Origin of the sequence: Gramella sp. AN32 (assembly GCF_023718305.1) — a bacterium.
Lineage (GTDB): Bacteria > Bacteroidota > Bacteroidia > Flavobacteriales > Flavobacteriaceae > Christiangramia > Christiangramia antarctica.
On record NZ_QEYO01000018.1, the window covers coordinates 41,539 to 68,279 of the forward strand.

The following is a 26,741-nucleotide window of genomic DNA, read 5'->3' on the forward strand; positions in this document are numbered from 1 at the left end:
CTAAAGTAGCAGCTTTAAATAACTAAAAAGAACACATAATGATTTTAGTTACATTTATTATCTAATTAATAGGATGCTTTAATGAATAAGCTAAAGGTGAAAAATAAGGAGATAGAATTCAAAATAGACCATAATAGTGGGATACCTCTTCATATGCAAGTGGAAAAGTTACTTAGAGGACTTATAAAAATTCCAGAATACCAGGATGGTAAGCTCCTGCCGAAAGAAGTGGAATTAGCCAAAAGATTAGGGATATCACGAAATACTGTAAGGCAGGCTACCAATAAACTGGAGAATGAAAATTTATTAATTCGAAAGAAAGGTGTAGGTACCAGGGTAGTAAAAGAAACGGTTAGTACTAAGTTAAGCAACTGGGCAAGTTTCAGTGAAGAAATGTTTAGCAAAGGAGTAAAGTTTTTGAACTACCAGATTAATGTTTCTTGGGAAAAAGCCAATAATGTAATCGCCGCTGAATTGCAAATAGAAGAAGGAAAAGAAGTTATGAAACTGGAACGATTAAGAGGACTGGATGACGGGCCCTTTGTGAACTTTGTCTCTTACTTTCATCCACGTATTGGTTTAACAGGAAAGGAAGATTTTTCAAGGCACTTGTATGAAATCCTGGAACAGGACTACGCTACTGTTCCGAGTATTTCCAAAGAAAAAATTAATGCTATAACAGCTAATAGGGATATAGCCAAAAAATTGAAAGTGGAAGCCGGGAGCCCACTTCTCTACAGGCGTCGTCTGGTCTGTGATCCCGGAGATCGCCCCATTGAATATAACATTGGGTATTATAGGGCCGATAGTTTTACGTATGAAATTGATATTAGGCGATAAATAGTTGAACTACATAGAGTTTAGTAAAAATTCTACTCTTATGTATGCATCTAATATAGATGCTGAAAAATGAAAATTTAAAACGTTCAAATAAATTAGGCTAGACTTCAATTAGAAATTCCTAACAGTATTTGTTATACCTGTTTTTAAAAAATGGAAAGATGAAATTAGGTTTTGGTTTATATAGTCATATGTTGAATAAAGAGCATTATGCCTTTGCTCGACAAGCGGGTGCAACTCACATTATTGCTCATCTCACAGATTATTTTTATAAAGGTGATAAAGATGGGGAAGCAGATCAGCCTTTGGGCAATATTGAAAGAGGTTGGGGTTTTACAGGGAAAAAGAATATATGGTCTTTTCAGCAATTGCTGTCTTTAAAGCAGGATATGGCTGAATACGATCTTAAGTTAGAGGCTCTGGAAAATTTGGATCCGGGTTTTTGGTATGATGTTTTATTAGACGGCCCGGAACGCGAAAAACAGATTGAAAACCTGAAACAATTAATTCGGAATATGGGAATGGCTGGCATTCCTATTCTTGGATATAATTTTTCTCTGGCTGGAGTTTCAGGTAGAATTAAAGGATCTTTTGCCCGGGGAAATGCTGTGGCAGTAGGTATGGAGGGGCCATCTAAAGCCTTGGATACACCAATTCCTAACGGGATGGTTTGGAATATGGTTTATGATCGTGAAGTAAAGAAAGGTGATTTAAAAACTATTAGTCATAAGGAACTAATTAAAAGATATAAATATTTTATTGCTGAAATGATCCCTGTTGCAGAAGAAGCAAATGTGCGCTTGGCATTACATCCGGATGATCCACCTATGAAAGAAATTCGGAAGCAACCTCGATTGGGTTATCAACCTGATCATTATAAAAATATAATGGGATACAATAAGAGCCCCCAACATGTAATGGAACTTTGTTTAGGAACTCTTGGAGAAATGGTAGACGGGGATATATATGAAGCTGTAGATTTTTTCTCGTTGAATAATAAAATTGGATATATCCATTGCAGAAATATTAGAGGTAAGGTCCCATATTATAAAGAAACTTTTGTTGATGAGGGGGACATTGATATGCACAGGATATTCAAAATACTCAAGAAAAATAATTTTAAAGGGGTTTTAATTCCAGATCATGCTCCTCAAATGAGTTGTGATGCCCCTTGGCATGCAGGAATGGCTTATGCCATGGGATATCTGAAAGCACTTCTTCAAATTGTACACGAATCAAACGAAAATTCTTAAACATACGATATGCCTGCTGAGAGATTTCAAATATTTTTTGTTGGAACATATAGCGAAAAGGGACCATATATTCCGTATGCAAACGGAGAAGGAATTCTTACTTGTAGTCTTAATTTAGAATCAGGAGAAATCCAGCAAATATGTATCAACAAGGATGTAATCAACGCAACATATTTAGCCAAGGATTCTAAGGGAAATTTATTTGCTGCCTGTGATTATTTCGAAAAAACCGGAGAAATTCAGGCTTTTAGAATTGAGGAAGGAAATAAACTTGAAAAACTTTCTGTTTCTAGTTCATATGGCCAGTCGACCTGTCATTTAAGGGTTGATCAAAAAGGGGAACGTATTTTTGGAGCTTCTTACGGAGATGGGAAAATTTCAATGCATTCATTTGAAAATGGACATTTACAAAGGGAACCTCAAATTCTGTCGTTTGAAGGAAATGGACCCAATAAAGAAAGGCAGGAAGCTGCTCATATCCACCAGGTTGAAATTTATCCAAATGGGCAATGGATTTACGCATGTGATTTAGGTAGCGATGCAATTTGGCAACTTCAACTGGCTGAAAATAACGAAGAGCTCCAGGTTGTATCTAAAATTTCAACTCCTTCAGGGAGTGGGCCTCGACATTTGGTGTTCTATCCAAATAAACCCTTCGCTTATGTTTTTTGTGAACTGGATGCAAAAATCCTGACCTATACTGTAGATGAGCATTCTGGGAATATGAATTTAAGTGGAAGTATTTCAAGTTTACCAAAAGATTTTACTGGTGTTCCTGCGGGAGCAGCAATTAAAATTCATCCTTCTTTAAAAACCTTATACGTTTCAAATAGAAATCATAATAGTTTTTCAGTTTTTACTATAAATAATGCCGGTGGAGAATTGAGTTTTAAATCTAACTTTTCCTCTGAAGGTCTGGAACCAAGAGATTTCAGTATAAATCCAACAGGAAACTGGCTCTTAGCTGCTAATCAGGATTCCGATACACTTATTCCTTTTCGTCTCGATACTAAAACTGGATTGCCTGATGGAACCAAGGGGACTTCCTTTGAGTGTGGAACTCCCGTATGCATCTTATTCAAATAGAGATTTAATAAACACTGATTAATTAAAAATTAAAAATGATAAGATTAGATAATAAAGTTGCTATTGTAACAGGTGGTGGGAGCGGGATTGGTAGAGCAATTGCCGAAACCCTTTCAGAAGTTGGAGCGATTGTTTATATAATAGATGTACAGAAAGATAAGGGAAGGGAAACTGTAAATTCTTTCCGCGAACAGGGATTTAAAGCCAACTTTTTACACTGCGATGTTTCAAAACAAAATCAGGTTTCAGAAGTTGTAAATAAGATATTCACGAAAGAAGGTAAAATTGATATTCTGGTCAATAATGCTGGAGTTTCTCATATTGGTACAGCTGAAAATACTAGTGAAGAGGATTTTGATAAGATCTTCCAAATAAACATTAAAGGGGTTTATAATTGTTTACACAAGGTTATTCCTTGTATGAAGTTAACCGGAGGAGGAGTGATTGTAAATCTATCTTCGGTCGCAGCAATTGTAGGATTGCCAGATCGCTTCGCATATTCGATGAGTAAGGGAGCAGTTTCAACTATGACCTATTCTGTTGCTCGAGATTATATCAATGATAACATTAGATGTAATGGAATTGCTCCCGGTAGGGTTCATACGCCATTTGTGGATGGATATCTAAAAAAGAACTATCCGGGGCAGGAAGAGGAAATGTTTGACAAGCTGGCAAAAACACAACCCATCGGAAGAATGGGGTCGCCCAGAGAAATAGCAAAATTAGTCCAGTATTTATGCAGTGATGATGCCTCATTTATTACGGGAAGCATTTATCCAATAGATGGAGGTTTCATTAGCCTAAATACATAATTCAGTCAATAATCTAAAAACTTAATTATGAAATTAATAAGATTAGGAGAGCAGGGAAAAGAAAAGCCCGGAGGTATTAATTGAAGGGAATAGAATAGATTGCTCTTCTCCTGTGTAGCACGTCCAAATATGATCTTTAAACCTTCATTTGTTATTTACTATATTTCACAATTTATGAAACTGGAAGCTGGAGATATTATAAACACAGGAACTCCTCCCGGAGTTGGACTTGGGATGAAGCCTCCAAGATATCTTTCAAAAAATGATGTTGTAGAATTAAACATTGATAATCTTGGAAGTCAGAAGCAACAATTTGTGTAATATTTTTTGAATCTGGTCATTAAATTTCTTTACAAATAATTGAAATAGCAGAAATGTCTCGTTTCAGTTTAATGCTAATAATATGAAAACAAAAAAGAATGTTATCATTACTGGTGGGGCAAAGGGAGTTGGAGCGGCTTGTGCAAGGTTATTTTTAAAGGAATCTTATAATGTTGTAATCCTTGATGTAGATCATTTTTCGGGTAAAAATCTGGAATCAGAATTAGGTGAAACTTGTTTTTTTATAGCCTGTGATGTTTCTGAAGAAAAAGAGGTTAAGGAGGCTTTCAAAAAAGCTATAGGTCATTTTGGAGAGATTTCAGTACTTATAAATAATGCAGGTATTCAGGTCTATGGTAATTTATTGGATACGTCTGAAGATGTTTGGGACCATGTAATGAATGTCAATTTAAAAAGCCATTATCTATGTGCTAAGGAATCTGTTTCTTCAATGTTAAAACTAGGAGGAGGAGTAATAATTAATGTTTCCAGTGTACAAGCCTTTATTTCTCAGCAAAACGTTGCGGCATATACGACTTCAAAATCTGCATTGTTAGGACTTACCAGAAGTATAGCGGTAGATTATGGCCCGAATATTAGATGCGTGGCAATTTGCCCTGGAAGTATAGATACTCCAATGTTCCGGGATGCTATATCAAAATCTAAAGATCCAGAAAAAGTTTTTAGGGAATGTGAGCAAATGCACTTGATGGAACGTATAGCCAAGCCGGAGGAAGTTGCAGAACTAATTGGGTTTGCAGCCAGCGATAAAGCTTCATTTATTACCGGACAGGCTCTAAGAATAGACGGAGGACTAGGTATCTCGATACCAGGAAGTAAGCAGTAATGCCCTGATAGAATAAAAGGTATATTTTATCAGTTAATTAAACATTTTATAAACCATCTAAATGATAAAGAATAATGATCTTGAAAATAGCTGTTCTGTTTCTGATGAATGGACTTATAAGGAAATGCAGGTTGTTTACTTAGAAAATAACTTTTTACGAATTGGGATTTTAGTAGGAAGGGGGAGTGACATTTTTGAATTTAGATATAAGCCCAAAGATATAGATCCGCTATTAAGGCTGCCAAAAGGGATTAGAAATCCTTTAAAAGAATATAGCCAGATGCAAAATCCTGCAGGGAAATTTGAAGAATATTATTATGGTGGTTGGCAAGAAGTTTTGCCTAATAGTCCTGTTTTTAATTATCGTGGAAAAATACTTGGGCAACATGGTGAGACTTCACTCAATCCATGGAAGTATTCAATTATAAAAGATACTAAAGAGGAGGTAGTCGTGAAGGTCTGGACAGAATTATTATGCATGCCATTATTATTAGAAAAAACACTCTGTCTTAAGCAGAATGATACCAGATTATATATTTCTGAAAAACTTACCAATAAAGGGAAAACAACGCTGGATATTATGTGGGGCCATCATATTGCATTCGGACTACCTTTTATAAAAGAAGGTGTTACCATTGAAACGAATGCTAAAACCTTTATTGCAGAATCTTTAATGCCTTCTAACAGACGTTTCAAACCCGACAAAAAATTCAAATGGCCAATTGGAGAAAATATAGATGGTGCTAAAGACGATGCGAGTTTGATTCCTGATGAAAATGGAGCTTCCTATAGTGAACTTTGTTACCTGGAAGGTTATGAAAAGGACGCTTATTATACCATAAAGAATAAAGAAAAGAATTTATCATTCAATGTAAAATGGAATGGTAATATGTTTAAATGTCTTTGGATTTGGGAAGAACGCTATGCTGCTAAAGATTTTCCATGGTGGGGTGATTGCTATACTGTTGCCCTGGAACCATGGACCTCGTCGGGTACTAATAATCCAGATAAAGCCATTGAGAATTCAGAATGGCTAAAAATTAAATCTGGAGAAACTATTGAAACTAATTTATGTGCAGGAATATTTGAAGATACTTAGATATATCCCGGGAAAAAGAAAGAAAACAACTCCTTTTTCTTATGCTTTAGGACAATTCCCAATAATAGAAAAATCAAGGCTCTCAAAAATTTGTAAGCTTTTTATTCACTTTAGTAAAGAATAAGATCAGAATTGTATGATTTTCAATACTAAATTTTATCTACTCTTATATTCTATTTTATTAAAAAGGATTAAGCAGTTCTATTTATAATAATTTTAAATGAGCATTAAATTTTGACCTGCAATAAGCACTCGGAACATTTTCGCTTACCCCGTTGATCTCGAGAAAGAGCTTCACTACAAAAATCTTGAACCTAACTCCAAAGCTTGCGGTTTCCATTTCACTTGCCCGCTCATTCCCGAGAAAATTCGGGAAACGACCAAACTCCATTTCAATCTCCATCTTTGAAGTTCAGTCCGCTTTAAACTCAACGGAAAAGAAAAATCCCTTTTCATTATCCGGTCAGCCCATTTCCCTGCATTTCGCGAAAAGCTACATTCGGGGAAAAGAGCTTATTTACATTGGTCTTGGACACAACCCCCAATTTAGGGAAGGAACACTTTATTCCTGAGCCAAAATTGTGAATTAAGTCCGCCAAATCGGAATTCCATTTAATTATTTGATGCCGCTTCCTATGTTTTTGTATTTCACAAAAGCCTTTAGAATATACTTCCGCACCCTCACTGTCCCTCCCATTTTTTGAAAGCAAAATACCAACATTTGGAAGTTGAACGGACTGCATAAGCCAGTCGTTCCTCCTTTTTATAAGTCCTTATCAATTCCAAATATTGAAAAATGTATCAGCAACAAAAAAAGGTAACAGCGAGGGCGCTATAGGAAGTAAATCTAAAATGAAACTTATGAAATCTTACAAAAACATAAAAAAGGAAGTGACACCAAAAAAAACAAAAAAGGAAAACGCTCAAGATATAATAAGTAAATCATTTCAAAAAAATATCAAAGTAAACTATCTGAAAGGTTCAGGTAGCATTTTAATTAATCCTGTCTGCCGAAAGGTAGATCTTTAAATCTTTAAGTTATGAGTACTTTAAAAAATCACGTACAGTTAATTGGAAACGTTGGCCAGGAGCCAAGTATTACCAACCTTGAAAGCGGTAAAAAAGTAGCCCGTTTTTCACTTGCCACCAACGAGTATTACAAAAACGAAAAAGGCGAGAAAGTGCAAAATACCGAATGGCACACCATAGTGACCTGGGGCAAAACTGCCGAAATTATCGAGCAATACGCTGGAAAAGGTAAAGAAATCGGAGTAAGCGGAAAACTCAAATCCCGAAGCTACGAGGATAAGGATGGCGTAAAACGCTATGTAACCGAAGTGGAAGCCAACGAAATTCTATTGCTGGGTAGTGGGAATGCTAACAACAATACCCATTAGCAGTTAAATAAAAGAGGGCGGATACTTGCTTAGGGTAGCGCCCTCTTTTTTCATTTCAACCCTTTAAAACAGATTAAAATGAAAACGAAAGTTAATGAAATATCGATAAAATATCAGGGAAATTTTAAAATCTCACAGGCGCCAAAAATAACTTCTTCCGTGAGTGCGGCAGAGCTATTATTTGTTACATGGAATAAAGACCAGATCGGACTGCAGGAATGTTTTAAAATCATGCTATTGAACAATGCCAATAGAGTGAAGGGCATTTTTGAAGTTTCTACCGGTGGGATTACCGGCACCCTTGTAGATCTGCGCATCCTGTTTGCGGTAGTATTAAAGTCATTAGCGGTGAATTTGATAATTTCCCATAATCACCCTTCCGGAACTTTGAAACCCAGCGAGGCAGATAAACGCCTGACCGAAAAAATTAAAAAGGCAGGGGAACTTTTAGACATTAAAATCCTTGATCATTTAATCCTGACCCCCGATGGTGATTATTTTAGTTTTGCAGATGAAGGCATACTTTAAATGCTATTATATGAAATTACAAAAATTAGCTAAAGAACATCTCTGAAATTCCGGGGATGTTTTTTTATGCTTTGAAAAGTGAAATTCGTAAAAAATCCTTATATTTAAAAAGCTGATCTTCAGCATTTATTTTTACGTATAGTGAGCCTATTATTTTGACTTTCGCTGCTCCCTATACCCATCAATTTATTTTACAAGGAATCTTGAATTCTAAGAAAAAAGCAATTGGCTATTAGCCAGATTGTATAATTTTTTTGTCCGCCTGGCAGGACAAAAAGGAATAGCAAGAGGGTAACGGGCAAAGCCACGTTACACATTCGACATGAATTTTAAATAACTGAATATCAGATATTTAAAAAGAGCATTATTTAATTTTTAGGTATTCGGAAGTCATTTTTTACTAAAAACCTTCCGCAGCCCCCGAAAAATGGTCAGTTTTTTACTAAAAAATGGATAGAGAGTATAAAAAAGAGCAATTTGAGACTTTAAAAATCAAGTCTTCCGTAGCTAAAAAATTTAGACGGTTTAGTCGTGCTATTTCAAAATCCCAGTCAGTCAGCTTGCTTTTGATGATTGAGTTTTTTGAAGAGCATGGTATTTCCCCGGCGGAATCTATGGGTCCCAAAATGCAAACCCTGGAGCACCTGATCAAAAAAAGGATCAATGGGGTCATTGCTATTTTAAAGGATATTGAGAAGGGCCAAACCAAACCTACCGTAGCCATGCTGCAATCCTTATTTGAGGAGACTGCACCTAAAAAACAACCCCTGATCTTAGAGAGAAAATTTGTGGAGAAAAAAAAGGAAGTACGCCTGCCTGCCGGCGAGGCAGGCTTTCAAGAAAAACGAAACCCCAATAACGAACTATAAAATTTTGATCCATGTATATCACCATCACATCACAGAAATTGGGCGGGAATTACTCCCAGGGTTCAGCGGACTTTGTGGACTACCTGGAAAAGGAAAACCAGGGATTGGATCCAGAGGACCTGTCTGCCGGCAAGGTAGGTAGGGAATACTTTTTTAATCAATATGGAAACCAGATTTCAGCTGAGGAAGTGAGCCGGGAAATTGACGCCAATACCGCTAAACTGGAAAAGACCGAACCCAGGTTTTATTCCATAACAGTGAGCCCTTCAAAATACGAATTGAATAGACTACAGGACAGCAGCAAAGATCTGAAAAAATACACCCGGGAATTGATGAAGGATTATGTGGCATCTTTTAACCGGGAGATCAATGGCAGACCGGTCAACATAGATGACATAAAATACTTTGCAAAAATCGAGCATCAACGAAGCTTTAAAGGAACAGATAAACAAGTCCGGGAAAACCAGCCTTTTGCCTCTACAATAATTCAACTAAAAAGCGATATACAAAAAGTGGGGCGTGGTGAACTCCCTGGTAATATCACAAAGATGGAACGTGAAATTCATAAACTTGAAAAGGCAGCCCCACATCAGCAGGATGGAAAACGGATCGTTCAGGGAATGCCCAAGCAGGGAAACCAAAGCCATATTCATATTATCGTGAGCCGCAAGGACGCTTCCAACAGGTTCAGCTTATCCCCCGGTAGCAAATACAAAGCTTCCCAGGTAGAATTAAATGGAAAAACAGTCAAACGAGGTTTTGACCGTGACAAATTTTTCGGAAAAGCTGAAAAGACATTTGACAAAAGCTTTGGATATCAACGGAATTTTGTAGAAACCTATACCGCCAGGAAAGAGTTCATTAAAAACCCCAAAAACTATTTTTCCGCTTTAATGAAGCTGCCCACCAATGAGAAAGCGGTTGCTATGAAAATGCTAAAAGAATCCGGGATGCCCCTGATGCCCAGTATTCCTACCAATAAGGCCCAGTTGGCATTAAAGGTATTCAACCGATTGAGGCGCGGTGTGGATATAGCGATCAAATCCAGTTCTATCGGAATTTAAATGAAAAGTTATGGAGTCATTCAGTGTAATAAACATCATATCAATGATCGCTTTGGGGAGTTTGCTTTTCTACGGGCTATACCGGGTTTCCAGATTTGCCTTTTTTATCAATACGATACTGCTATTGGGATTCATCGGTTATTTCTTTTATCCACACCAGATAATTGAAAGCCTATTGTATGTTGGTTGTCCTTTGTTGTTGATCAATACGGTTTTTTATGTTTTTCTCCATTCTACTTATATAGAAGATAAGGTTGCTAAGAAGTATCAGGTCAATTTTAAAACGAGGAGCAAAGATTTTAAAGTTGCAAATATAAAACGCGGGGCCTCCATTATTGGCTCTGCCGGGAGTGGCAAAACGGAAAGCGTGGTCTATGGTTTCCTAAAGCATTTTCAGAAATACAATTTTTGTGGGGTGATCCACGATTATAAAGATTTTGAAATTACGGAAATGGCCTATCCGCTTTTTAAGAATTCGGATATTCCTTTTAAAGTGATTTCTTTTGATAAAATCATCCATCGGGTCAATCCCATTGCCCCACGATATCTGGAAAATGAAGAAAGCGTCAATGAAATTTCCAGGGTGCTGATTGAAAATCTGTTGGAACAAAAGGAATCGGGCACGAGCGGAACAACGAAATTTTTTAATGATGCTGCGGAAGGATTGATAGGGGGGATGATCTGGAAATTGAAAACTTCCTACCCCGAATACTGCACCTTACCCCATTTAATAGCTATATATCAATTCCTGGACACAGACAGCCTTATAAACTTTTTGGATTCAAACAGGACTTCCAGAGCGATGGCAGATGCTTTTATTAGCGGTAAAGATTCCGATAGGCAAACCGCAGGGGTAAAAAGTACCCTGGCCAACGCCTTAAAACGCATCAGTACCCAAAACATCTTTATGGCCCTATCTGCAGATGAAGTACCACTGAATATTAATAGTCCTGAGAATCCGGTGGTAATTTCGGTAGTGAACAATCCAAAATTTGAAGCTTCTTATTCCCCGGTGATCGCTGCCATTATCCATACAATAACCAAGCAAATGAGTTTGCGAAATTCTAATCCCTCTTTTCTAATGATGGAAGAAGCACCAACCATACGCTTACTGAATATGCACCGCATTCCGGCTACTTTAAGAAGTTATGATATTGCCACGGTGTATGTGATGCAGGACAAGATCCAGAACGATATGATGTATGGAGATAAAGCTAGTAAGGCGATATTGAGCAATCTGTCCTATCAGTTCTTCGGAAAGGTAAACGATCCTGATACCGCCAAATATTACGAACGCTTTTTCGAGATCGTCAAAAATCCCACAACGAGCATTAGCAGAGGCCATAACCTGGATTTCGATACCCGGATAACAACCGGGGAAAAGGAGATGCCAAAAATTAGGGCCGATGTGTTTTTCAGGTTGAAGCAAGGCGAATTTATTACCTATGCCGATGGGAAGGACAAGAAGGTACAGTTTAAATTGTCTAAAATTCGGAGACAATTTCCTGAAATAACAAAGGAATATTTAAGTAAGGATTTGCAGTCTAATTTTGAGCGCATATATGATGAGGCCCGGTCTATATTTAAATGATTAAATTTTCTTTGGAAATACTTAAAAAATAATGGCTAAAAAGAAAATGACAAGATGGTTAAAATCTGCCGATATTATTTTAATTTTTATGGTATCACATTTTGCTTCCACCCGGTATGAAAGAAGATAAATGCCCTGAGAGTTTTAAATCCAAGGCCGAAGTAATAAGATTAAGAGGAATATTCATTTGGAATTTTCTTTAAAGCTTCCAACTCAATTCCCAAATTATTAAACATATTTAAAATACTGCTAATCTTCAGTTCTTCTTGATTGTATTCCTGAGTCTGAATAGCGCAGGAAAATTCCCAAAGTTCCAACACGTTATCTGCATTGATTTCGTAGGATTGGTATTCTTTGTTATCAGAAACTAAGAGAAGAGAACTCTTAGATTCCAATTGGTTAAAAACCCGTTTATAAACCATTCCATCATCTTTTGTCAACAGGACATAAGTAGTGCCATCTTTTATTTCTTTTATATCCTCAACATAGCGCCCAATGATAAATGAACCATCTTTCATAGGCAGCATAGAATCACCTTTTATAGGAAAGGCGCGATGCTTTCCGGTAGAAAGAAATGGCAATTTTATTTTTTCAAGTTGCTCAATATACTCAGGGTCATCATACCCCGCCAAATATCCAGCCGAAGTTTTTACCGGAACAATCTCTATTAAATCTTCATTTTCGGTATCAACCATGATGGGAAAAAGCACCCTTTGATTACCCAGTTCAATAAATGAGAAATCCTTGGTCTTGGTCAAGTCTTTTCTAATAAGGATATCTACGGGTATTTTGAAATAATCTGATATAGCAACCAATAGGTCAAGATTGGGCTGGGAACGTCCTTCTTCCTTAGACCCAAGGTTAGAACGTGTGATGCCAAGCTCATCTGCAAGTCTCTCTTGCGAAATGCCCTTTAAATCTCGAAGATGTCGAATATTTTTGGAAATATAATTCATAATGCTACAAAAATAAGCAATAGTAACTACATATTGTAGTTATTTTTGTTCGTCCAATGAATAGCAAAATTCTTCATCTCGATTTGGATACTTTTTTCGTGTCCTGTGAACGTCGATTAGATACCAGGTTACAGAAACGGCCTTTATTGGTGGGTGGGACTGGTAACCGTGGTGTTGTTTCTGCATGTAGCTACGAAACCCGAAAATTTGGGATTCGATCGGGCATGGCCATGAAATTGGCACAACAGCTTTGTCCGGAGGCCGTGGTCATAAAAGGTAATGCAGGTACTTATACCAAATTTTCGCAAGAGGTTACTGATATAATTAAAGAGCAAGTTCCCATTTTCGAAAAAGCCAGCGTGGATGAATTTTATGCTGACCTCACAGGAATGGATAAATTCTTCGGCTGTTATAAATATGCCACCGAATTGAGGCACAAAATTATAAAGGAAACAGGCTTACCTATTTCTTTTGGATTGTCTTCGAACAAAATCACTTCAAAAGTGGCCACCAATGAAGCAAAGCCGAACAATCAAATGAAGATTGATTTTGGCTTAGAGAAATCATTCTTAGCCCCTCTTTCTGTACACAAGATACCCTCTGTTGGAGGAAAGACGTTTCAGTCCCTAAAAAATATGGGGGTTTTTAAAGTAAGAACGATTCAGGAAATGCCGGAAGAAATGATGCTCAGTGCTTTTGGGAAAAATGGTCAAATCATTTGGCGACGTGCCAATGGGATTGATAGGCCACCACTGATACAGTACCACGAACGTAAATCCATTTCAACAGAGCGTACATTTTGGAATACTACCGATATGGTAAAGTTGCGAACCACTCTTACAGCAATGGCAGAGAATTTAGCATTTGCATTACGCAAGGGCAACAAGCTCACATCCTGTATTTCAATTAAAATCAGGTACGCTGATTTCAATACCTGTACCAAACAGATAAAAATTCCATATACAAGTGCCGACCATATTTTGATTCCCAAAGTACTCGAACTCTTTGAGCAATTGTACCAAAGAAGATTGTTGTTGCGATTGGTGGGTGTGCGTATGGGCGACCTGGTTTCGGGAAATTATCAAATCGATCTTTTCGATGACACTGAAGAAATGCTAAGCCTTTATAGTGCAATGGACCACATACGCATGCGGTTCGGGGAAAAGAAAATTATGCGTGCCTCGTCTATGGGCGCCAAGTCCATTGGCAGATTTTACAATGCGTTTAACGGCGAACCGCCTATGGTTCTTGCTCATAGAACCCAATAGCCCGTGTATTTGAATTGCCATACATATTATTCGTTGAGATTCGGAACATTTTCTGAGTTGGACCTGTTGCAGCTTGCAAAAGATTGTGGTGTCAGCAAACTAGTTTTAACAGATATCAATAACACTTCTGCCTGTCTAAACTTTATCAGAAAAGCTCCTGATTATGGAATTACACCTTTAGTGGGCATCGATTTCAGGAATGGTGCAAAACAGTTGTATGTAGGTATCGCAAAGAATAACGATGGGTTCCACGAATTGAATACTTTTTTGTCCCATCATTCGCATAACAGTATGGAACTTCCTGAAATAGCACCACCACTAGAAAATACTTTCATTGTATATCCATTTGAACAACTTCTCCAGTTACGAAAAAAGGATTTTTCTGAGAATGAATATGTGGGTATTTCACTTGAGAACCTTAGAAGGCTTCCATTTTCAGCCTATAGAAACTATAAATCTAAATTGGTCATACAGCAGCCAGTTACTTTTAGAAATAAACAGGATTTTAATGCGCATAGACTACTTCGTGCTATTGCCAACAATACCTTATTGAGCAAATTGCAAAAAAGCGAAGAGGGTAGTTATACAGATCAAATGCTACCGCTTAATGATTTATTGAAGCATTATGAGGATTTTCCCTATATCATGGAGAACACCAAAAAACTCTTATCAAATTGCAGTATTAAGTTCAATTTTGGTGCAAGCAGGGTTTCCCAGAATCAACGCGTATTCAGCACTTCCAAAGAAGAAGATTTCAAGGTACTAAATGAGCTCTGTAAAGATAAATTGGCCAAACGATATCCTAATCCAAACGATGTAGTATTAGCTCGATTAAACAGGGAATTGGAAGTGATTAAGAAGATGGATTTTGTTTCCTATTTCCTTATCAACCACGACATCGTTGCCTATGCCAAAAATGAAGGCTATTTTCACGTGGGCAGAGGCAGTGGCGCAAACAGCATAGTTGCTTATATTATCGGGATAACGGACGTTGACCCTATTGAATTAGACTTGTATTTCGAGCGGTTCATCAATCCTTTCCGTGCATCGCCACCGGATTTCGATATTGACTTTAGCTGGCGGGACCGGGATGACGTTACAGCTTATATTTTTAAACGCTTTCCACATACAGCGTTACTTGCCACCTACAACACTTTCAAATATCGCGCAACGATACGGGAACTGGGTAAAGTCTTTGGCCTGCCAAAAAGCGATATTGACCAACTTAGTGATGGCCACTTTCTAAAATCCAAAATGAACGAAATTCATAAGCTGGTTTTGAAGTATAGTTCGCTTATAAAAGGAATGCCCAATCATTTAAGCGTTCATTCTGCGGGAATCTTGATATTGGACAAACCCATTCATTATTATTCTGCAACGGACCTTCCGCCCAAAGGTTTCCCGACCGTGCAATTTGATATGATAATAGCCGAAGATGCCGGAATATTCAAATTTGACATCTTGGGGCAAAGGGGATTGGCCAAAATAAAGGACGCCATAGAAATCGTAAAGGAAAACCGTCCGGAACTACCTGAAATTGATATTACCCAAATTGAAAAATTCAAAAAAGACGACAAACTTAATAGATTGCTTTCTAAAGGAAAGGCTATCGGTGTTTACTATGTAGAATCACCAGCGATGCGCGGTTTAATGAAAAAACTTCGTGTGCAGGATTATCTGAGCTTAGTGGCGGCCAGTTCAGTTATTCGTCCTGGTGTATCATCATCGGGTATGAAAACCGAGTTCATCCGCAGACATCGAGAGCCTGAAAGAAGGAAAGATGCGCATCCGGTTCTTGCCAAAATTATGCCCGAGACTTACGGCGTGATGGTTTACCAGGAAGATGTTTTGAAAGTTGCCCACGAGTTTGCCGGGTTGGATTTGGGCGAGGCAGATGTATTGCGTCGGGGAATGAGCGGTAAGTTTCGTTCCCGCGAAGAATTCAAGGCCGTAGAGCTGAAGTTTAGAAGCAATTGTAAAGAGAAAGGGTATTCTGATACGGTGATTAACGAGGTATGGGAACAGATATCCAGTTTTGCCGGCTATGCTTTCGCGAAAGGTCATTCGGCCAGTTATGCCGTAGAGAGCTATCAGAGTCTTTATTTGAAATGCTATTTCCCTCTTGAATTTATGGTAGCGGTCCTCAATAACGGTGGTGGTTTCTATAGTAGTGAACATTATATTCAGGAAGCCCGAATGTGCGGTGGAACCATCCACGCACCCTGTATCAATAACAGTGACCTCGCCAATTGTATTAAGGGCAGGAACATCTATTTGGGCTTTGGGTATTTAAAAAATCTCGAAAAGTTATTGGTTCAACGCCTGCTTACTGAAAGGCAGCTCTATGGAAGTTTTAAATCTCTGGATGACTTTATTGACCGTGTAGCTGTTAGCATTGAGCAGTTGACCATTTTGATAAGGATTGGGGCATTCCGCTTTACCCAAAGGTCAAAACCTGAACTGCTATGGCAATCAAAGTTTAAGTTGAATGCGTTGGGAAGACGCAGTGTGCATCCGCAGCTATTCAAACCAAAGCACAGAAATTTTAGGTTACCAGTTTTCGATCAAGGATGGGTTGAAGATGCCTATGATGAAATGGAACTATTGGGATTCCCTCTGTGCAATTATTTCGATTTGATAGGTGTAGAATTAAATTATGAATATCGAGCCAGGGATATGTGCAGGTTTAAAAACAAGGATCTCTTACTTTATGGTATCCTGGTAAACACCCGGTTCAATACTACCAAGCACGGAAAAAATATGCGTCTTAGCACTTTCATTGATTACGATGGCGAGTATTTCGATGTCGTTCACTTTACGGATGCTGTAGATAAATACCCAATTCACGGTCGAGGCGTTTATTATTGCTACGGGTTAATCACAGAAGAATTTGGCCATTACAGTATGAAAGTCATCCGAACAGAAAAAATGCCGCTGAAACCAGATCCACGAAGTCGGGAAGAACCTACATACGACGATGTTTTCAACCTGAAATCAGCAAAAAGAAAGGAAATTAAGAGCTAATCCCTATATTGTAAAATACTAGACTATAATATAAGACAATGTGCTACCGAACCAGATTAAATGCCCAATTAGAAGAAATTGAAAAATCATTTGATGCCTACTTTGAGGAAAAGGAACGCTATATGCCACGAGAAGAGATCAATGGATTTTCTCACTCGCCATATCCGGTAATCGTGGATGAAAGTCCTGGACACATCCAATTTTATAATTGGGGACTTATACCGTTCTGGGCAAAGGATAATAAAATTCAGAAAGCAACCTTGAATGCAAAAGTGGAAACCTTGAATGAAAAACCGTCGTTTCGCAATGCGATAAAAAATAGATGTCTGGTAATCGTTGACGGATTTTACGAATGGCAATGGTTAGACCCAAAAGGTAAGGAAAAACAAAAGTATATTATCAAACCCAAAGATCAGGATATTTTTGCCCTGGCGGGCATCTACTCTCAATGGAAGAACCCAGAGACCGGCAGCGAGATGGGAACTTACAGCATTGTAACTACCGAGGCCAATGAGTTAATGGGTGAGATACATAACAATAAAAAAAGAATGCCCATCGTACTACATAAGCAGGATAGAAAGAAATGGCTTACCAGTGAAGATTATAGTGCTTTCGCATTTCCGTATGAAACGGATTTAGTGGCCGACAAATGTTAGCATTTTTCAAGTTAGTTAAAGTAGTATTACACACTATAAATATTAGTATTTATTTTAGTTTTATACCTTTTATAGGTATATTTATCGAATAAATACTAATATGTCAGTATCCGATTATATTAAGAAACTATTAAGCATAGAGGAATATTCCTTTTCGCTGGCTGAGCTTTTCAAAGAAACCGGTAAAGGCAAAACTGCAATTATAAGAGAACTGGACCGTTTAATTGAAAAAAAAGAGGTCATTAATCTTAGACAGGGCTTTTATCTAATACTCACTCCAAGATACTCCGGCTTTGGCAAATTACCCATTAGCCTTTATATCCATAAACTGTTTGATTATTTAGGGCGCAAATATTACCTGGGGTTTTATAGCGCGGCTAAAGTTTATGGAGCTAGCCATCAACAGACACAGAGAGATTACGTAATGTCCCAGACACCTAAACTTTTAGACATTCAGAAGTCAGCCATCGATATTCGGTTTTTAACGACCTCAGTTTGGCCTAAAAGGAATATTAGTTCTAAAAAATCAGATGCCGGGATCTATCAAGTTTCGAGCCCGGCGCTTACTCTGGCAGATCTGGTTCGTTATCAGAACAAGATGGGCGGTATCAACCGGATGCTTTCTACGATAGAAGAGTTAATGGAGGAAGTTTCTCAAGATGATCTGGAAGATTTACTCGAATGGTTTGACCATAAAGCAACTTTACAGCGTTTAGGCTTTTTAGTTTCAGAAATAGATGGAAATAATAGCCTGGATGATCTTATTTTTGCACATCTAAGCAAACAAAAATTTTATCCTGTTTTATTGCAACCCAATACTGAGCAAAGACCCGGCGCAGTAGACAATAAGTGGAAAGTGGATGTTAACCTGCAATTAGAAAGTGATTTATGATCCCAAGACCTTATTTGGCTCAATGGCAGGAACATGCCCCATGGAAAGAATTTTCCCAGGTTGAACAGGATTTGATTATTAGCCGGGCACTGGTAGAAATTTTTTCCGATGATTTTCTGCGCGAGAATTTAGCTTTTAGAGGTGGCACAGCCTTACATAAGTTATATCTGGATCCTGCTCCCAGATATTCTGAAGATATTGATCTTGTACAAATCAAAGAAGGTCCTATAAAACCTATTATGAAGCGGATAGGGGAGGTGATCACCTTTTTTGAAGAAGATAGGCGTACACAGGTAAAGGGACACGGTGCAAAGGCTTTGTATCGGTTTACTACAGAATATGAAGAAGAACGTCGCCGGCTTAAACTGGAGATCAACTGTAAAGAACATTTTAATGTACTGGATTGGGTTGAATTTCCATTTGAGATCAATAATCCCTGGTTTAAAGGAAAAGCCGCCATTACCACCTATAGCATCAATGAACTTCTGGGTACAAAACTAAGGGCATTATATCAGCGTAGTAAAGGAAGGGATCTCTTCGATTTAGATTATTCGAGGCGAAATATGGAACTTGATTTAGATGAAATAATTCAATGTTTTAATGTTTATATGGAATTTTCGGTAGGAAAAGCTCCTTCACAAAAAGAGTTCCTGCAAAATATAGAAGCCAAAGAAAATGATCCGGGATTCACCGGCGATATGGAAGGCTTACTAAGACCGGAAATAGCTTATGACCAAAAATCAGCTTTCCAGTGGCTAAAGGAAAACATCATTTTAAGAATGTGATCTACTAAAAAGGACTGCGTTCCCTTAAACCGGTTTCAGTTACTTTCCAATGGCCGTCTTGTTTTATCATTTTAAAGGTCTCCGGTTTTTGTTCATGTGAGGTCGTAAATTTCACCCAGGCCATATCATTACACACGGTATCCCGAACGACTTTAAAATTTGTATTGCCAGAATAGGCAGACGTAACCATCTCCTGAACCGAGACCAAAGACCGATAAGGTTGTGGAGTTGTATATTTTTCCAAACTACTATTGTCCTTATTTATAAAGCTCTCCGCAACCAACTTTGCTGTTTCCGTATGGGACATTTGGTCATTTTCCGAACATGAAATTGTAGATATAAGGATAAAAAAACAAATTAACTTTTTCATAATTATGGTTAATTAGGGTTATTAATAAACCTATGCGATATTTTCAATTTTAAATTGCGTCCCCCATCTTTCTCATTGAGTTCCAAAACAGCTCTACGGTCGCCGCTCAAAGAGAATTTGGGAAAGACGTAAACCAATCTGGCTGTATCGCCTTCCTTGATTCTCGAAGGCAGGTTGTATTTTAACACGGGTTCCTTAAATAGCTTCTGCAAGGATTTCTTTTTACCCTTTTGTCTCGTGACCAGTGAAAGGTTCAAAAAATTCAAATCGTAATCCAGCGTAGATTTGTTTTCAATCTGGATAACGAAGTAGAGTGCTGACTTATCAAAAACAATGTTCTCAACACTTAATACAATGTCTTGGCCACGCTTTTTTATTCGACCTATTTTCTGCCTTCGGTTAACTAAATAACTACAGAATTCCTTGTAATAATGCCTTTTAAGATCAATGCTTTCTTCAAGAGAATCTTCGTTAGTAGCTATAGATACCAAAGGCTTTTCATTACCAATACTACTGGAATTCGGGATAAAATAATTTAGTCTCGAAAGTTGCTGTTTATAACTTATAATATACGAAAAAACTGAACCATTTCTGTTGATTACAAGCAAGTTGCTTTCCTTTCCGGGCTTGGCCTGTAGCAGCCCAAAATATTGTTCTTTTTCCCGATTATAAGTAAACACGAAATTATCAGACCCGGTTATGCCTTGACGAATAGGTTCCGGGAAAAATAATGCCACATTCTTTTGGTCGTTGGCGTAAATAGTATCGAGTACTAGTGGTTGTTTTTCTGTAATCTGTGCAAAGCACGGTCGGGGCGCAAAAGCGGAAACCATTACAAAGCAAAAAAGAATTAAATGATTTTTCATTGGAGTGAGTTTTTAAATGTCCACCAACCTGCCAGAGGGCAGGTTATGGGCATCATAATTTTGGTTTTAAAATGAGTTTATAGTTGTTTAAGACACTTACTTTTACGTTCCTATTCTGGCGTCGAAGCACTTTAGTTACACCGCCCACCTGGGGAACACTTGGGATATTGATATCCTGGATGAGATCATCAAGTACTTTGCTTATAGCTTCTTCCCGAAAACTGTTCTCCACATAAATCCCTTCGCTGCCGTCTTGCAGGTCAAAGGCTTTTAACCTGACGGGATGCTGGTCAATATTCTCAATTTCTATAAGCGCACGATTGGGCTGAAAACTGATAAAACCGAAAATGGGTGTATTCTTAAGAATTACCTTACCGTTGATAGTCGCTGTTTTATTCAATCGCATCCGTAACCGGGAATTGACTTTGACCACCTGGTCGCCATCGACCACAGCATTTATTACTGCATCTGTATTTGAGCTAATCAAACTTTTATTTTTTGCGGGCACCGAAGCGAAAAACAACTGATGTTCCAGGCCCAGTTCTTTAGCTGCTACTTTTTGCTCGGCTTTTATTTCAGTGGAATCTATTTTTCGGGTTACGGTCTCAGCCCCCTTTTTAACACCGATATTTTGATACGATTTTTCGGAATACTGTATTCTTCCAGCTTTATATATACTATCCACGATACGTTCTTTCTCCTTTTCAGGTAAATCAGGATCGTAGAAGCCTAGGGAATCAATCAATTTTTCATCATAGATACTGGGGGCATTGGTTTCCCGGACCTCTTTTAGGTCATTAATGGCATCCAGTTTGGAATCATATTCTTTTTGGCCTTCTTCAAGATCCGGTACCAAGGTTTGTTCAAGGTTTTCATTTTCGTTTTCATCATCACCCATTACCATAAAGGAATAGGAAATTAGAAATATGAGCACCATAACCAATACTGATGCAAACACTATTTTATTTTTTTCAACTTTCATAATCGTGGTTTTTAAATGCCGATTACCTGCCCGACGGCAGGCGGGTAGGCTCAATTTTCATTGTTCAGTTTTTTTAAGGTCTTTTCAAAATAATCGGTAATGAGCAATCCGTGTGGGTTATTGGGAAAATTACGGTTGACAGTAATTAGTTTTCCTGTGGAAACCAGCTCATAGGTATCGATAATAGAACCACGATTTATTTCAAATATGGTTACGGTCCTAAAGGCATAAGAACCATCTTTTTCCTGGATTTGTGAATCGATGCTCAAAACTTTCTGTACCAATGAATATTGGAGCAACCGGTTGTAAACACCATCAGCTTTTTTTTGTCGATAAAGGTTATCTACCGAACTATTACCCAGCCAAAGCGCTTTCTCTAAATTGCTTTCATAGTTACTCGCATCAATATTATAGAAATAGGAATGGAACAGTTCCAGGTGTGCCAGAGCCTCGACCCTAAAATTTTCCTTTTGCGCAATGAGCTTTAAGGGGATTACCGAACCATCTGTATTAATAGCAAATGCGTTGTTCATTGCCTGGTTATTGATAGTGAACACCATCCAGATCGAAAAAAAGCTTGAGAGCGTGGCACAAATGACCACAGCAAGCACGATAAAACGGTTGATCCTAAGCACGGCATATATGTTTTTATAAGGTGTTTTCATTGTGTAAAGAGTCTTAGTGTAAATGAAGTAGCACGCCGGTAAAGTTTGAATTTCAGAAATACAATGAAACCTATGGAGCCTAATTCCACGACAGGTGCAAACAAGGTATTTCCCACATCCGTTCCGAAAAGGTTGACCCAGAAATTGGTATTAATTTCGGTATAAATGGCGTTGATAAACACGTTTGCCAAAAAGAAGGCAGGGACAAGCATATAAACAGCAGCATACAACCTAAAAAAATTATAACCCATTGAACGGAATTTTTCAAACACAGCCAGACTAAGCACTAAAGGAAAAAAGGCTTGCATTATTCCCAATAGAAAATATCGTTCAGCAAGAAATAATGGGTAGATAAATAAATCTAAAATCCAAAGGAAGAGGCTTATGATAAAAGCAAAAATTTTGAACCCGTATAAAGGGGTTATCAAGGCTTCGTACAGCAATGCCATTGCTGCTTGTGCCGCTTCAATAAAGTTGACGTCTTCTTCAAGAGGAATATCCTGCATTTGCAAAGGCAACAACGCAGGTGCGGTATTGCGGTATTGACTTTCAATGGCCACTAAAATACCATCGAAAAAACCGAGTATTTGAGTTGAGAAGATGACCAGGAGGACCACTGCAAAATTCTTGGCCAGTTCCCCTGGACTCAAGCCCCAGGTGTAACCATCCTTATCTGCAACCCCTTCATTATATTTTTTGAGGATATTGACCAGAAAGAAAAGCACAGCAAGTGTTTTCATTCCAGCAATAGTGTACTGGGAGAATTCACTGCTTTTTATCGTCTGAAAAACAGTATCGATATATTCTACCCCGATCCCTAAAATAATAATTGAAGCCATTTTCTAATATTCGGTTTTTCGATTATTTATTTTATCCTGCATTTTTCGGAAGGAAATGATATCACGATAGCGTTTGGTCCTAATCGCTATGCTCGAAACCATTTCTTTGGACTCCAGTTCCTTCTGCTTGAGTATTTCAGCACGGTCTGCATCACTCATTTTGAGATTGTCGCTGGACAATATTTCATCAATAAAGTCCATCGTCTCTAATGAGTTTTCTACTATTGTAGTAAAGGATTCGGAGACTTTTTCGACTTCATCAGGTTTGATATAAGGAGAGCTCAGAATGTCCTGAAGGTCATTTTGCATTACATTTATGAGACGTTGATTGTTCTGCACTATTTCGCGGACGGCTTTTAACTGTTTGACCACATTATTGACCTTTTCAAGGTTTTCTTTTTGGGTTTTTAGAAATTTCACGGTCTTGACAAGGTTCGATGTCTGTTTCGCCGATTCCACGAGAGATTTGACCAGGCTTACAAAATTGGTGTTGTCATAAACCGGCATTCCCTGGCACGCAGCGCGTGCAGGCAGTAAAAAGATGAATGCCGTTGCGATAATTAAGATTTTTGTATTACTCATTGCTAAAATATTTGTTTTGGTATTCGTGAATCTTCGATTTCATAATATTATATTTTAGATGTGAATTCTTTTATGGCTTGTTCCATATCGTTTGTCCTTTCATAAATCCGCATTATGCGGTCGTTTTCCTGTCCATCGGTTAGGTAAGCTGCATAAACTTCTTTGGGTACTTCCAGCCGAAAAACATTGCTTTGTTTCCCGATCTTTATAAAAATCTCGGTGTACTTTCTGGGCCCGGTAAGGTTGTTCTTAATGGATTTTAACTGGTTGAGATCATGTTTGGAGAGGTTTAATCGCCTGACCAGCTCTTCATATCCTTTTTCATTATGAAGGCTGTAAATCACCTGTGTGTTCTCCAGAATACTTGCTGAAGTGGAATTGTTCGGAAGCTGGTTGATAGATTGTAAAATGATCCCGATAGCACCATTCTGTTTACGGATGGCCTGGTAATAAAATTCCACGCTTTCGAGTACGTTTTCAAATTTCAGTTGCTTGGCGAATTCATCGAATAGGATAATTCCTTTTTCCGAACGGTTTTTCCATATCGTTCTTTGAATAGCCGACTTGATCAGCTTTAACATTACCGAAAGGATTTCCTTGTTATCCTTTACTTCATCCAGTTCAAAAACAATCAGGCGTTTGTCTTCAATTTTATAGGTCTGGTCTTCGCTCACCTCAAAGAGGAAGCTGTATAGGCCAGCACCAACATACTCCGACATGATGTGCAGGAAGTTCGTAATATTGAAGTAGTCGGGATGGATTTTAAGTTTACGAAGCAGGTCTTTTTGATTGCTTTCGATGAAATGATAGAAACCATCCAAAGAATGATCTCCAGGAGTGCATTGAAAATAGTGGCGTAATATCTTTTTGATAGATACCGATTGAGCCTTGGTAACTTTTAAGTCGGATGCGAAGAGTTCAAATAAAAACAGCGATAAATCTTCCAGACGTTCCGGGGTCAGGTCGTTTGTATGGCTAATGTAAAACGGGTTGATGCCCAAATTTTTTCCGCTCTCGTAGCGAAGCACGGTATATTGTTCAGGATATAGTTTAGCGAATTTGGTGTAGGAACCTCCCAAATCGATAATGACCAGGCGTACACCACTTTCAAAATATTGTCGCAGGATATTGTTGGCCAAAAAAGACTTGCCTTCGCCTGTAGGGGCAAAAATGGCAAAATTCCGTGCCTTGATCCGTTTCTTTTTCTCGTCCCAGACATCTTTGAGCACGGGAATATTATGTTCGCGGTCATTAAAGATGATACCGGTAGGATCAGACTTATAATTCGTGTTATTAATAAACAGGCATAAGGCATGTTTTAAATCAGTTACATAGAGATCTTCATTGGAAAAATTTGACGAAAAGCAGCAATAACTGTTTAGTATATAATTTTTACGTTCTTCACCTCTGGGGTAGTAGGGGAGGATATCCAGTTCTTTGAATTCGGTTTTTATTCTGGAAGCAATTCTATCTAGGCTCCGGGCCTCCCGATCCCAATAGATAATGTTTAAATGACCACGGATAATCCGGGCGTTGTCATCAGCATTTATCTTTTCTAAGATATGCTGGATTTTACCCAGTACCACTTTGTTCTGCGAACCGAAATTGGAACTCTTTTTTAACTCTTCGACCTTTTTATCCAGCAGCTTACGCCACTTATGTTTATCATCCAGGTATAAAATCTGGTTGACGATATGGTTTTCATTAAGAGTTAGCCCTAAACCATCAATAAAGCCCTGGTGAAATACAAAATCGTCTGAAGTGAACTTCTCATTGGTCTTACTGCTTTGCACATTCTCGCCAAAGCAGAGTTCACTGTTAATGGCCAGCGCGTCAAAATAGTTTTCTCCTATATTGACGTTCTTCTTGTCCAGTAAAATATCGGTATCAAAGCCTTCATTGAAGCCATTGAAATAGCCGTTGGTCAGGTTCTCTATTTCTTTCCCTTCAAGCGGAACAAGTTCTATTTTACGACTGTTATTGATAAAGGAAACAGAATCGCTGACCGCCCCGATAAAACTCTTTACACTATCATCCAGTTCCCTAACAATCGCTTTTGAGATATTACGAAATGGATTGACATATTTAGGATTATTAAGCGCTTTATTTTTGGTTAGGATAAAGAACAGGTAACATTTGTGCTGCATATATTCCCTTCCTTTAAAATGATCATGGGTCGCCTTTCCTAAAAAAGTTTGATTCGGCAGTTTATCGGACGAATAAGCCGTCTTTAAGTAGATGTCCTGCTTATGCACCACAGTGCCAACGGGCAACGACTTCAACGCCTGGAACCAGGCCCCATGGAGATCTTCAAAATCTTTTTCAGATAGGGAATATATTTCAGGCAGTATCACTTCATAACATAAGACCACATTACCATTGTTGGCAAAAATGATATTATCCTGAATATCTGTGATAGGCCAGTATGTCGATAGGTTAATCCTCTTCATAATATAAGCCTGAATTTTTTCGGTTACTGATGATGTTAGGGAAGGAAACTCCAAATTGAAAAAGTTGGGGATTATTCGTTATCCTCGTTAAAGCGATATAAAGGGCAGAGTTAAAGCTTAAGACTCCTATAATAATTCCAAAGCTGAAGGAGAAGATAATGACCAGGAGCGAAGCCACTATGGAAATCATCATCATGGCAAACAGGGACAAGGGCAATCCAAAAATGATCGCCTTTTTTCTAATATTCCTATAGACCCCAAACTTTTTCATACAGTATAGTTTTTAAAATGCCTCTTAGAGGCTTAGACTACAATGGTGATTAGATAGGTGAAGATGCCCACTACCGCTCCGGCAATTAATACAAAGACCAAAACCCGGGTGATCCCTTTTTTGAGATCGGAATTTTCTCCAAAGAAATGTCCGGCATTAAACAGGAAGCCGATGAGGAAAATTACCCCAAGAATGATGGGAAAAATGGTCCGGATGGTATCGGACACATCATCAACAGAATCTTCAATCCCCCCAATTTGGGCAAAAATCGATGTTGAGAACAATGAAAGAAAAGTTGCCAAATAAATTGATTTTTTCATAACGTAACGGTTTAAGTTTTTGATTCGTTTTCGTTATGGGAAATTTACATATATTTGGTTTTAAATAACTGATAATCAGTAATTTGTGAATAAAATATTATTTGATAT

Annotated in this window: 29 protein-coding genes; 18 read left to right on the top strand and 11 right to left on the bottom strand. The window is 38.1% G+C overall.

Annotated elements, in window-relative coordinates; genetic code table 11:
* Nucleotides 1-81 precede the first annotated feature (81 nt).
* From DHD80_RS16235 to DHD80_RS16265, 7 genes are all read left to right on the top strand, one after another.
* On the top strand, nucleotides 82-840 hold the full coding sequence (locus DHD80_RS16235) for a GntR family transcriptional regulator (RefSeq protein ID WP_251742514.1): 759 nt from the start codon (nucleotides 82-84) through the stop codon (nucleotides 838-840).
* A 161-nt stretch (nucleotides 841-1,001) separates the two neighbouring features.
* Nucleotides 1,002-2,093, top strand: a complete 1,092-nt coding sequence (locus DHD80_RS16240; protein ID WP_251742515.1) for a mannonate dehydratase — start codon at nucleotides 1,002-1,004, stop codon at nucleotides 2,091-2,093.
* A gap of 9 nt (nucleotides 2,094-2,102) precedes the next feature.
* Nucleotides 2,103-3,179, top strand: a complete 1,077-nt coding sequence (locus DHD80_RS16245; RefSeq protein ID WP_251742516.1) for a lactonase family protein — start codon at nucleotides 2,103-2,105, stop codon at nucleotides 3,177-3,179.
* A 35-nt stretch (nucleotides 3,180-3,214) separates the two neighbouring features.
* Nucleotides 3,215-3,991, top strand: a complete 777-nt coding sequence (locus DHD80_RS16250) for a glucose 1-dehydrogenase (protein WP_251742517.1) — start codon at nucleotides 3,215-3,217, stop codon at nucleotides 3,989-3,991.
* 129 nt (nucleotides 3,992-4,120) lie between these two features.
* Nucleotides 4,121-4,312: a fumarylacetoacetate hydrolase family protein gene (locus tag DHD80_RS16255; RefSeq protein WP_347709976.1), complete on the top strand. Its 192-nt coding sequence runs from the start codon at nucleotides 4,121-4,123 to the stop codon at nucleotides 4,310-4,312.
* Nucleotides 4,313-4,394: 82 nt separating this feature from the next.
* Complete coding sequence (locus DHD80_RS16260; protein ID WP_251742518.1) at nucleotides 4,395-5,159, top strand: glucose 1-dehydrogenase; 765 nt, start codon at nucleotides 4,395-4,397, stop codon at nucleotides 5,157-5,159.
* A 61-nt stretch (nucleotides 5,160-5,220) separates the two neighbouring features.
* Nucleotides 5,221-6,258, top strand: coding sequence for a DUF4432 family protein (locus DHD80_RS16265; RefSeq protein ID WP_251742519.1), 1,038 nt, complete (start codon nucleotides 5,221-5,223; stop codon nucleotides 6,256-6,258).
* Between the two features lie 205 nt (nucleotides 6,259-6,463).
* On the opposite strand, the gene DHD80_RS16270 is transcribed toward DHD80_RS16265, so the two are convergent.
* Complete coding sequence (locus tag DHD80_RS16270) at nucleotides 6,464-6,661, bottom strand: hypothetical protein (protein ID WP_251742520.1); 198 nt, start codon at nucleotides 6,659-6,661, stop codon at nucleotides 6,464-6,466.
* A 386-nt stretch (nucleotides 6,662-7,047) separates the two neighbouring features.
* Between DHD80_RS16270 and DHD80_RS16275 the strand changes: the two genes are divergently transcribed.
* The 6 genes from DHD80_RS16275 to DHD80_RS16300 all read left to right on the top strand — a co-directional run bounded on the left by DHD80_RS16275 (nucleotide 7,048) and on the right by DHD80_RS16300 (nucleotide 11,707).
* On the top strand, nucleotides 7,048-7,287 hold the full coding sequence (locus DHD80_RS16275; protein ID WP_251742521.1) for a hypothetical protein: 240 nt from the start codon (nucleotides 7,048-7,050) through the stop codon (nucleotides 7,285-7,287).
* A gap of 11 nt (nucleotides 7,288-7,298) precedes the next feature.
* On the top strand, nucleotides 7,299-7,655 hold the full coding sequence (ssb, locus tag DHD80_RS16280) for a single-stranded DNA-binding protein (protein ID WP_251742522.1): 357 nt from the start codon (nucleotides 7,299-7,301) through the stop codon (nucleotides 7,653-7,655).
* A gap of 78 nt (nucleotides 7,656-7,733) precedes the next feature.
* A complete protein-coding gene (locus DHD80_RS16285; RefSeq protein WP_251742523.1) occupies nucleotides 7,734-8,183 on the top strand; it encodes a JAB domain-containing protein in 450 nt (149 codons plus the stop codon).
* Nucleotides 8,184-8,632: 449 nt separating this feature from the next.
* Entirely contained in the window at nucleotides 8,633-9,052 is a 420-nt protein-coding gene (locus tag DHD80_RS16290; RefSeq protein WP_251742524.1) for a BfmA/BtgA family mobilization protein, read from the top strand.
* A gap of 11 nt (nucleotides 9,053-9,063) precedes the next feature.
* The gene (gene mobB / locus DHD80_RS16295) at nucleotides 9,064-10,116 is read left to right on the top strand and encodes a MobB family relaxase (protein WP_251742525.1); all 1,053 of its coding nucleotides are present in this window, start codon (nucleotides 9,064-9,066) and stop codon (nucleotides 10,114-10,116) included.
* Nucleotides 10,117-10,126: 10 nt separating this feature from the next.
* A complete protein-coding gene (locus DHD80_RS16300; protein ID WP_251742526.1) occupies nucleotides 10,127-11,707 on the top strand; it encodes a type IV secretion system DNA-binding domain-containing protein in 1,581 nt (526 codons plus the stop codon).
* Between the two features lie 170 nt (nucleotides 11,708-11,877).
* Here the strand turns inward: DHD80_RS16300 and DHD80_RS16305 are convergent, their stop codons facing one another.
* Entirely contained in the window at nucleotides 11,878-12,663 is a 786-nt protein-coding gene (locus DHD80_RS16305; RefSeq protein WP_251742527.1) for a LexA family transcriptional regulator, read from the bottom strand.
* Between the two features lie 56 nt (nucleotides 12,664-12,719).
* On the opposite strand from DHD80_RS16305, the gene dinB reads away from it, so the two are divergent.
* From dinB to DHD80_RS16330, 5 genes are all read left to right on the top strand, one after another.
* On the top strand, nucleotides 12,720-13,931 hold the full coding sequence (gene dinB, locus DHD80_RS16310) for a DNA polymerase IV (RefSeq protein WP_251742528.1): 1,212 nt from the start codon (nucleotides 12,720-12,722) through the stop codon (nucleotides 13,929-13,931).
* Between the two features lie 3 nt (nucleotides 13,932-13,934).
* Nucleotides 13,935-16,955 carry a DNA polymerase III subunit alpha gene (gene dnaE / locus DHD80_RS16315; RefSeq protein WP_251742529.1) on the top strand — a complete coding sequence of 1,007 codons (3,021 nt, stop codon included), beginning with the start codon at nucleotides 13,935-13,937 and terminating at the stop codon, nucleotides 16,953-16,955.
* A 38-nt stretch (nucleotides 16,956-16,993) separates the two neighbouring features.
* On the top strand, nucleotides 16,994-17,611 hold the full coding sequence (locus DHD80_RS16320; protein WP_251742530.1) for an SOS response-associated peptidase: 618 nt from the start codon (nucleotides 16,994-16,996) through the stop codon (nucleotides 17,609-17,611).
* 100 nt (nucleotides 17,612-17,711) lie between these two features.
* Nucleotides 17,712-18,503 carry a type IV toxin-antitoxin system AbiEi family antitoxin gene (locus DHD80_RS16325; protein WP_251742531.1) on the top strand — a complete coding sequence of 264 codons (792 nt, stop codon included), beginning with the start codon at nucleotides 17,712-17,714 and terminating at the stop codon, nucleotides 18,501-18,503.
* Nucleotides 18,500-19,288: a nucleotidyl transferase AbiEii/AbiGii toxin family protein gene (locus tag DHD80_RS16330; RefSeq protein ID WP_251742532.1), complete on the top strand. Its 789-nt coding sequence runs from the start codon at nucleotides 18,500-18,502 to the stop codon at nucleotides 19,286-19,288. The genes DHD80_RS16325 and DHD80_RS16330 overlap by 4 nt, the downstream gene beginning before the upstream one ends.
* 4 nt (nucleotides 19,289-19,292) lie before the next feature.
* On the opposite strand, the gene DHD80_RS16335 is transcribed toward DHD80_RS16330, so the two are convergent.
* Genes DHD80_RS16335 through DHD80_RS16375 form a run of 9 tightly spaced genes read right to left on the bottom strand, consistent with a single transcriptional unit; the run spans nucleotide 19,293 to nucleotide 26,633 of the window.
* Nucleotides 19,293-19,658, bottom strand: a complete 366-nt coding sequence (locus DHD80_RS16335; protein ID WP_251742533.1) for a hypothetical protein — start codon at nucleotides 19,656-19,658, stop codon at nucleotides 19,293-19,295.
* 8 nt (nucleotides 19,659-19,666) lie between these two features.
* Entirely contained in the window at nucleotides 19,667-20,524 is an 858-nt protein-coding gene (locus tag DHD80_RS16340) for a DUF4138 domain-containing protein (RefSeq protein WP_251742534.1), read from the bottom strand.
* A gap of 52 nt (nucleotides 20,525-20,576) precedes the next feature.
* Nucleotides 20,577-21,506 (bottom strand): conjugative transposon protein TraM, encoded by a 930-nt coding sequence (gene traM, locus DHD80_RS16345; RefSeq protein WP_251742535.1) that lies wholly within the window; start codon nucleotides 21,504-21,506, stop codon nucleotides 20,577-20,579.
* Between the two features lie 50 nt (nucleotides 21,507-21,556).
* Complete coding sequence (locus DHD80_RS16350; protein ID WP_251742536.1) at nucleotides 21,557-22,171, bottom strand: conjugal transfer protein TraK; 615 nt, start codon at nucleotides 22,169-22,171, stop codon at nucleotides 21,557-21,559.
* Nucleotides 22,168-23,010 carry a hypothetical protein gene (locus DHD80_RS16355; protein WP_251742537.1) on the bottom strand — a complete coding sequence of 281 codons (843 nt, stop codon included), beginning with the start codon at nucleotides 23,008-23,010 and terminating at the stop codon, nucleotides 22,168-22,170. Before DHD80_RS16355 ends, DHD80_RS16350 begins: the two co-directional genes overlap by 4 nt.
* Before the next feature lie 3 nt (nucleotides 23,011-23,013).
* Nucleotides 23,014-23,592, bottom strand: a complete 579-nt coding sequence (locus tag DHD80_RS16360) for a conjugal transfer protein (protein WP_251742538.1) — start codon at nucleotides 23,590-23,592, stop codon at nucleotides 23,014-23,016.
* A 47-nt stretch (nucleotides 23,593-23,639) separates the two neighbouring features.
* Nucleotides 23,640-26,042 carry a TraG family conjugative transposon ATPase gene (locus DHD80_RS16365; protein ID WP_251742539.1) on the bottom strand — a complete coding sequence of 801 codons (2,403 nt, stop codon included), beginning with the start codon at nucleotides 26,040-26,042 and terminating at the stop codon, nucleotides 23,640-23,642.
* A complete protein-coding gene (locus DHD80_RS16370; protein WP_251742540.1) occupies nucleotides 26,029-26,313 on the bottom strand; it encodes a hypothetical protein in 285 nt (94 codons plus the stop codon). Before DHD80_RS16370 ends, DHD80_RS16365 begins: the two co-directional genes overlap by 14 nt.
* A gap of 32 nt (nucleotides 26,314-26,345) precedes the next feature.
* A complete protein-coding gene (locus tag DHD80_RS16375; RefSeq protein WP_251742541.1) occupies nucleotides 26,346-26,633 on the bottom strand; it encodes a hypothetical protein in 288 nt (95 codons plus the stop codon).
* Nucleotides 26,634-26,741: the final 108 nt, after the last annotated feature.

Excerpts from the sequence above, each read along its gene's own strand:
- DHD80_RS16235 (WP_251742514.1), top strand. The coding sequence starts at position 82 with ATGAATAAGCTAAAGGTGAAAAATAAGGAGATAGAATTCAAAATAGAC.
- DHD80_RS16240 (WP_251742515.1), top strand. The coding sequence starts at position 1,002 with ATGAAATTAGGTTTTGGTTTATATAGTCATATGTTGAATAAAGAGCAT.
- DHD80_RS16245 (WP_251742516.1), top strand. The coding sequence starts at position 2,103 with ATGCCTGCTGAGAGATTTCAAATATTTTTTGTTGGAACATATAGCGAA.
- DHD80_RS16250 (WP_251742517.1), top strand. The coding sequence starts at position 3,215 with ATGATAAGATTAGATAATAAAGTTGCTATTGTAACAGGTGGTGGGAGC.
- DHD80_RS16255 (WP_347709976.1), top strand. The coding sequence starts at position 4,121 with ATGATCTTTAAACCTTCATTTGTTATTTACTATATTTCACAATTTATG.
- DHD80_RS16260 (WP_251742518.1), top strand. The coding sequence starts at position 4,395 with ATGAAAACAAAAAAGAATGTTATCATTACTGGTGGGGCAAAGGGAGTT.
- DHD80_RS16265 (WP_251742519.1), top strand. The coding sequence starts at position 5,221 with ATGATAAAGAATAATGATCTTGAAAATAGCTGTTCTGTTTCTGATGAA.
- DHD80_RS16270 (WP_251742520.1), bottom strand. The coding sequence starts at position 6,661 with ATGGAGATTGAAATGGAGTTTGGTCGTTTCCCGAATTTTCTCGGGAAT.
- ssb (WP_251742522.1), top strand. The coding sequence starts at position 7,299 with ATGAGTACTTTAAAAAATCACGTACAGTTAATTGGAAACGTTGGCCAG.
- DHD80_RS16285 (WP_251742523.1), top strand. The coding sequence starts at position 7,734 with ATGAAAACGAAAGTTAATGAAATATCGATAAAATATCAGGGAAATTTT.
- DHD80_RS16290 (WP_251742524.1), top strand. The coding sequence starts at position 8,633 with ATGGATAGAGAGTATAAAAAAGAGCAATTTGAGACTTTAAAAATCAAG.
- mobB (WP_251742525.1), top strand. The coding sequence starts at position 9,064 with ATGTATATCACCATCACATCACAGAAATTGGGCGGGAATTACTCCCAG.
- DHD80_RS16300 (WP_251742526.1), top strand. The coding sequence starts at position 10,127 with ATGGAGTCATTCAGTGTAATAAACATCATATCAATGATCGCTTTGGGG.
- DHD80_RS16305 (WP_251742527.1), bottom strand. The coding sequence starts at position 12,663 with ATGAATTATATTTCCAAAAATATTCGACATCTTCGAGATTTAAAGGGC.
- dinB (WP_251742528.1), top strand. The coding sequence starts at position 12,720 with ATGAATAGCAAAATTCTTCATCTCGATTTGGATACTTTTTTCGTGTCC.
- DHD80_RS16320 (WP_251742530.1), top strand. The coding sequence starts at position 16,994 with ATGTGCTACCGAACCAGATTAAATGCCCAATTAGAAGAAATTGAAAAA.
- DHD80_RS16325 (WP_251742531.1), top strand. The coding sequence starts at position 17,712 with ATGTCAGTATCCGATTATATTAAGAAACTATTAAGCATAGAGGAATAT.
- DHD80_RS16330 (WP_251742532.1), top strand. The coding sequence starts at position 18,500 with ATGATCCCAAGACCTTATTTGGCTCAATGGCAGGAACATGCCCCATGG.
- DHD80_RS16335 (WP_251742533.1), bottom strand. The coding sequence starts at position 19,658 with ATGAAAAAGTTAATTTGTTTTTTTATCCTTATATCTACAATTTCATGT.
- DHD80_RS16340 (WP_251742534.1), bottom strand. The coding sequence starts at position 20,524 with ATGAAAAATCATTTAATTCTTTTTTGCTTTGTAATGGTTTCCGCTTTT.
- traM (WP_251742535.1), bottom strand. The coding sequence starts at position 21,506 with ATGAAAGTTGAAAAAAATAAAATAGTGTTTGCATCAGTATTGGTTATG.
- DHD80_RS16350 (WP_251742536.1), bottom strand. The coding sequence starts at position 22,171 with ATGAAAACACCTTATAAAAACATATATGCCGTGCTTAGGATCAACCGT.
- DHD80_RS16355 (WP_251742537.1), bottom strand. The coding sequence starts at position 23,010 with ATGGCTTCAATTATTATTTTAGGGATCGGGGTAGAATATATCGATACT.
- DHD80_RS16360 (WP_251742538.1), bottom strand. The coding sequence starts at position 23,592 with ATGAGTAATACAAAAATCTTAATTATCGCAACGGCATTCATCTTTTTA.
- DHD80_RS16365 (WP_251742539.1), bottom strand. The coding sequence starts at position 26,042 with ATGAAGAGGATTAACCTATCGACATACTGGCCTATCACAGATATTCAG.
- DHD80_RS16370 (WP_251742540.1), bottom strand. The coding sequence starts at position 26,313 with ATGAAAAAGTTTGGGGTCTATAGGAATATTAGAAAAAAGGCGATCATT.
- DHD80_RS16375 (WP_251742541.1), bottom strand. The coding sequence starts at position 26,633 with ATGAAAAAATCAATTTATTTGGCAACTTTTCTTTCATTGTTCTCAACA.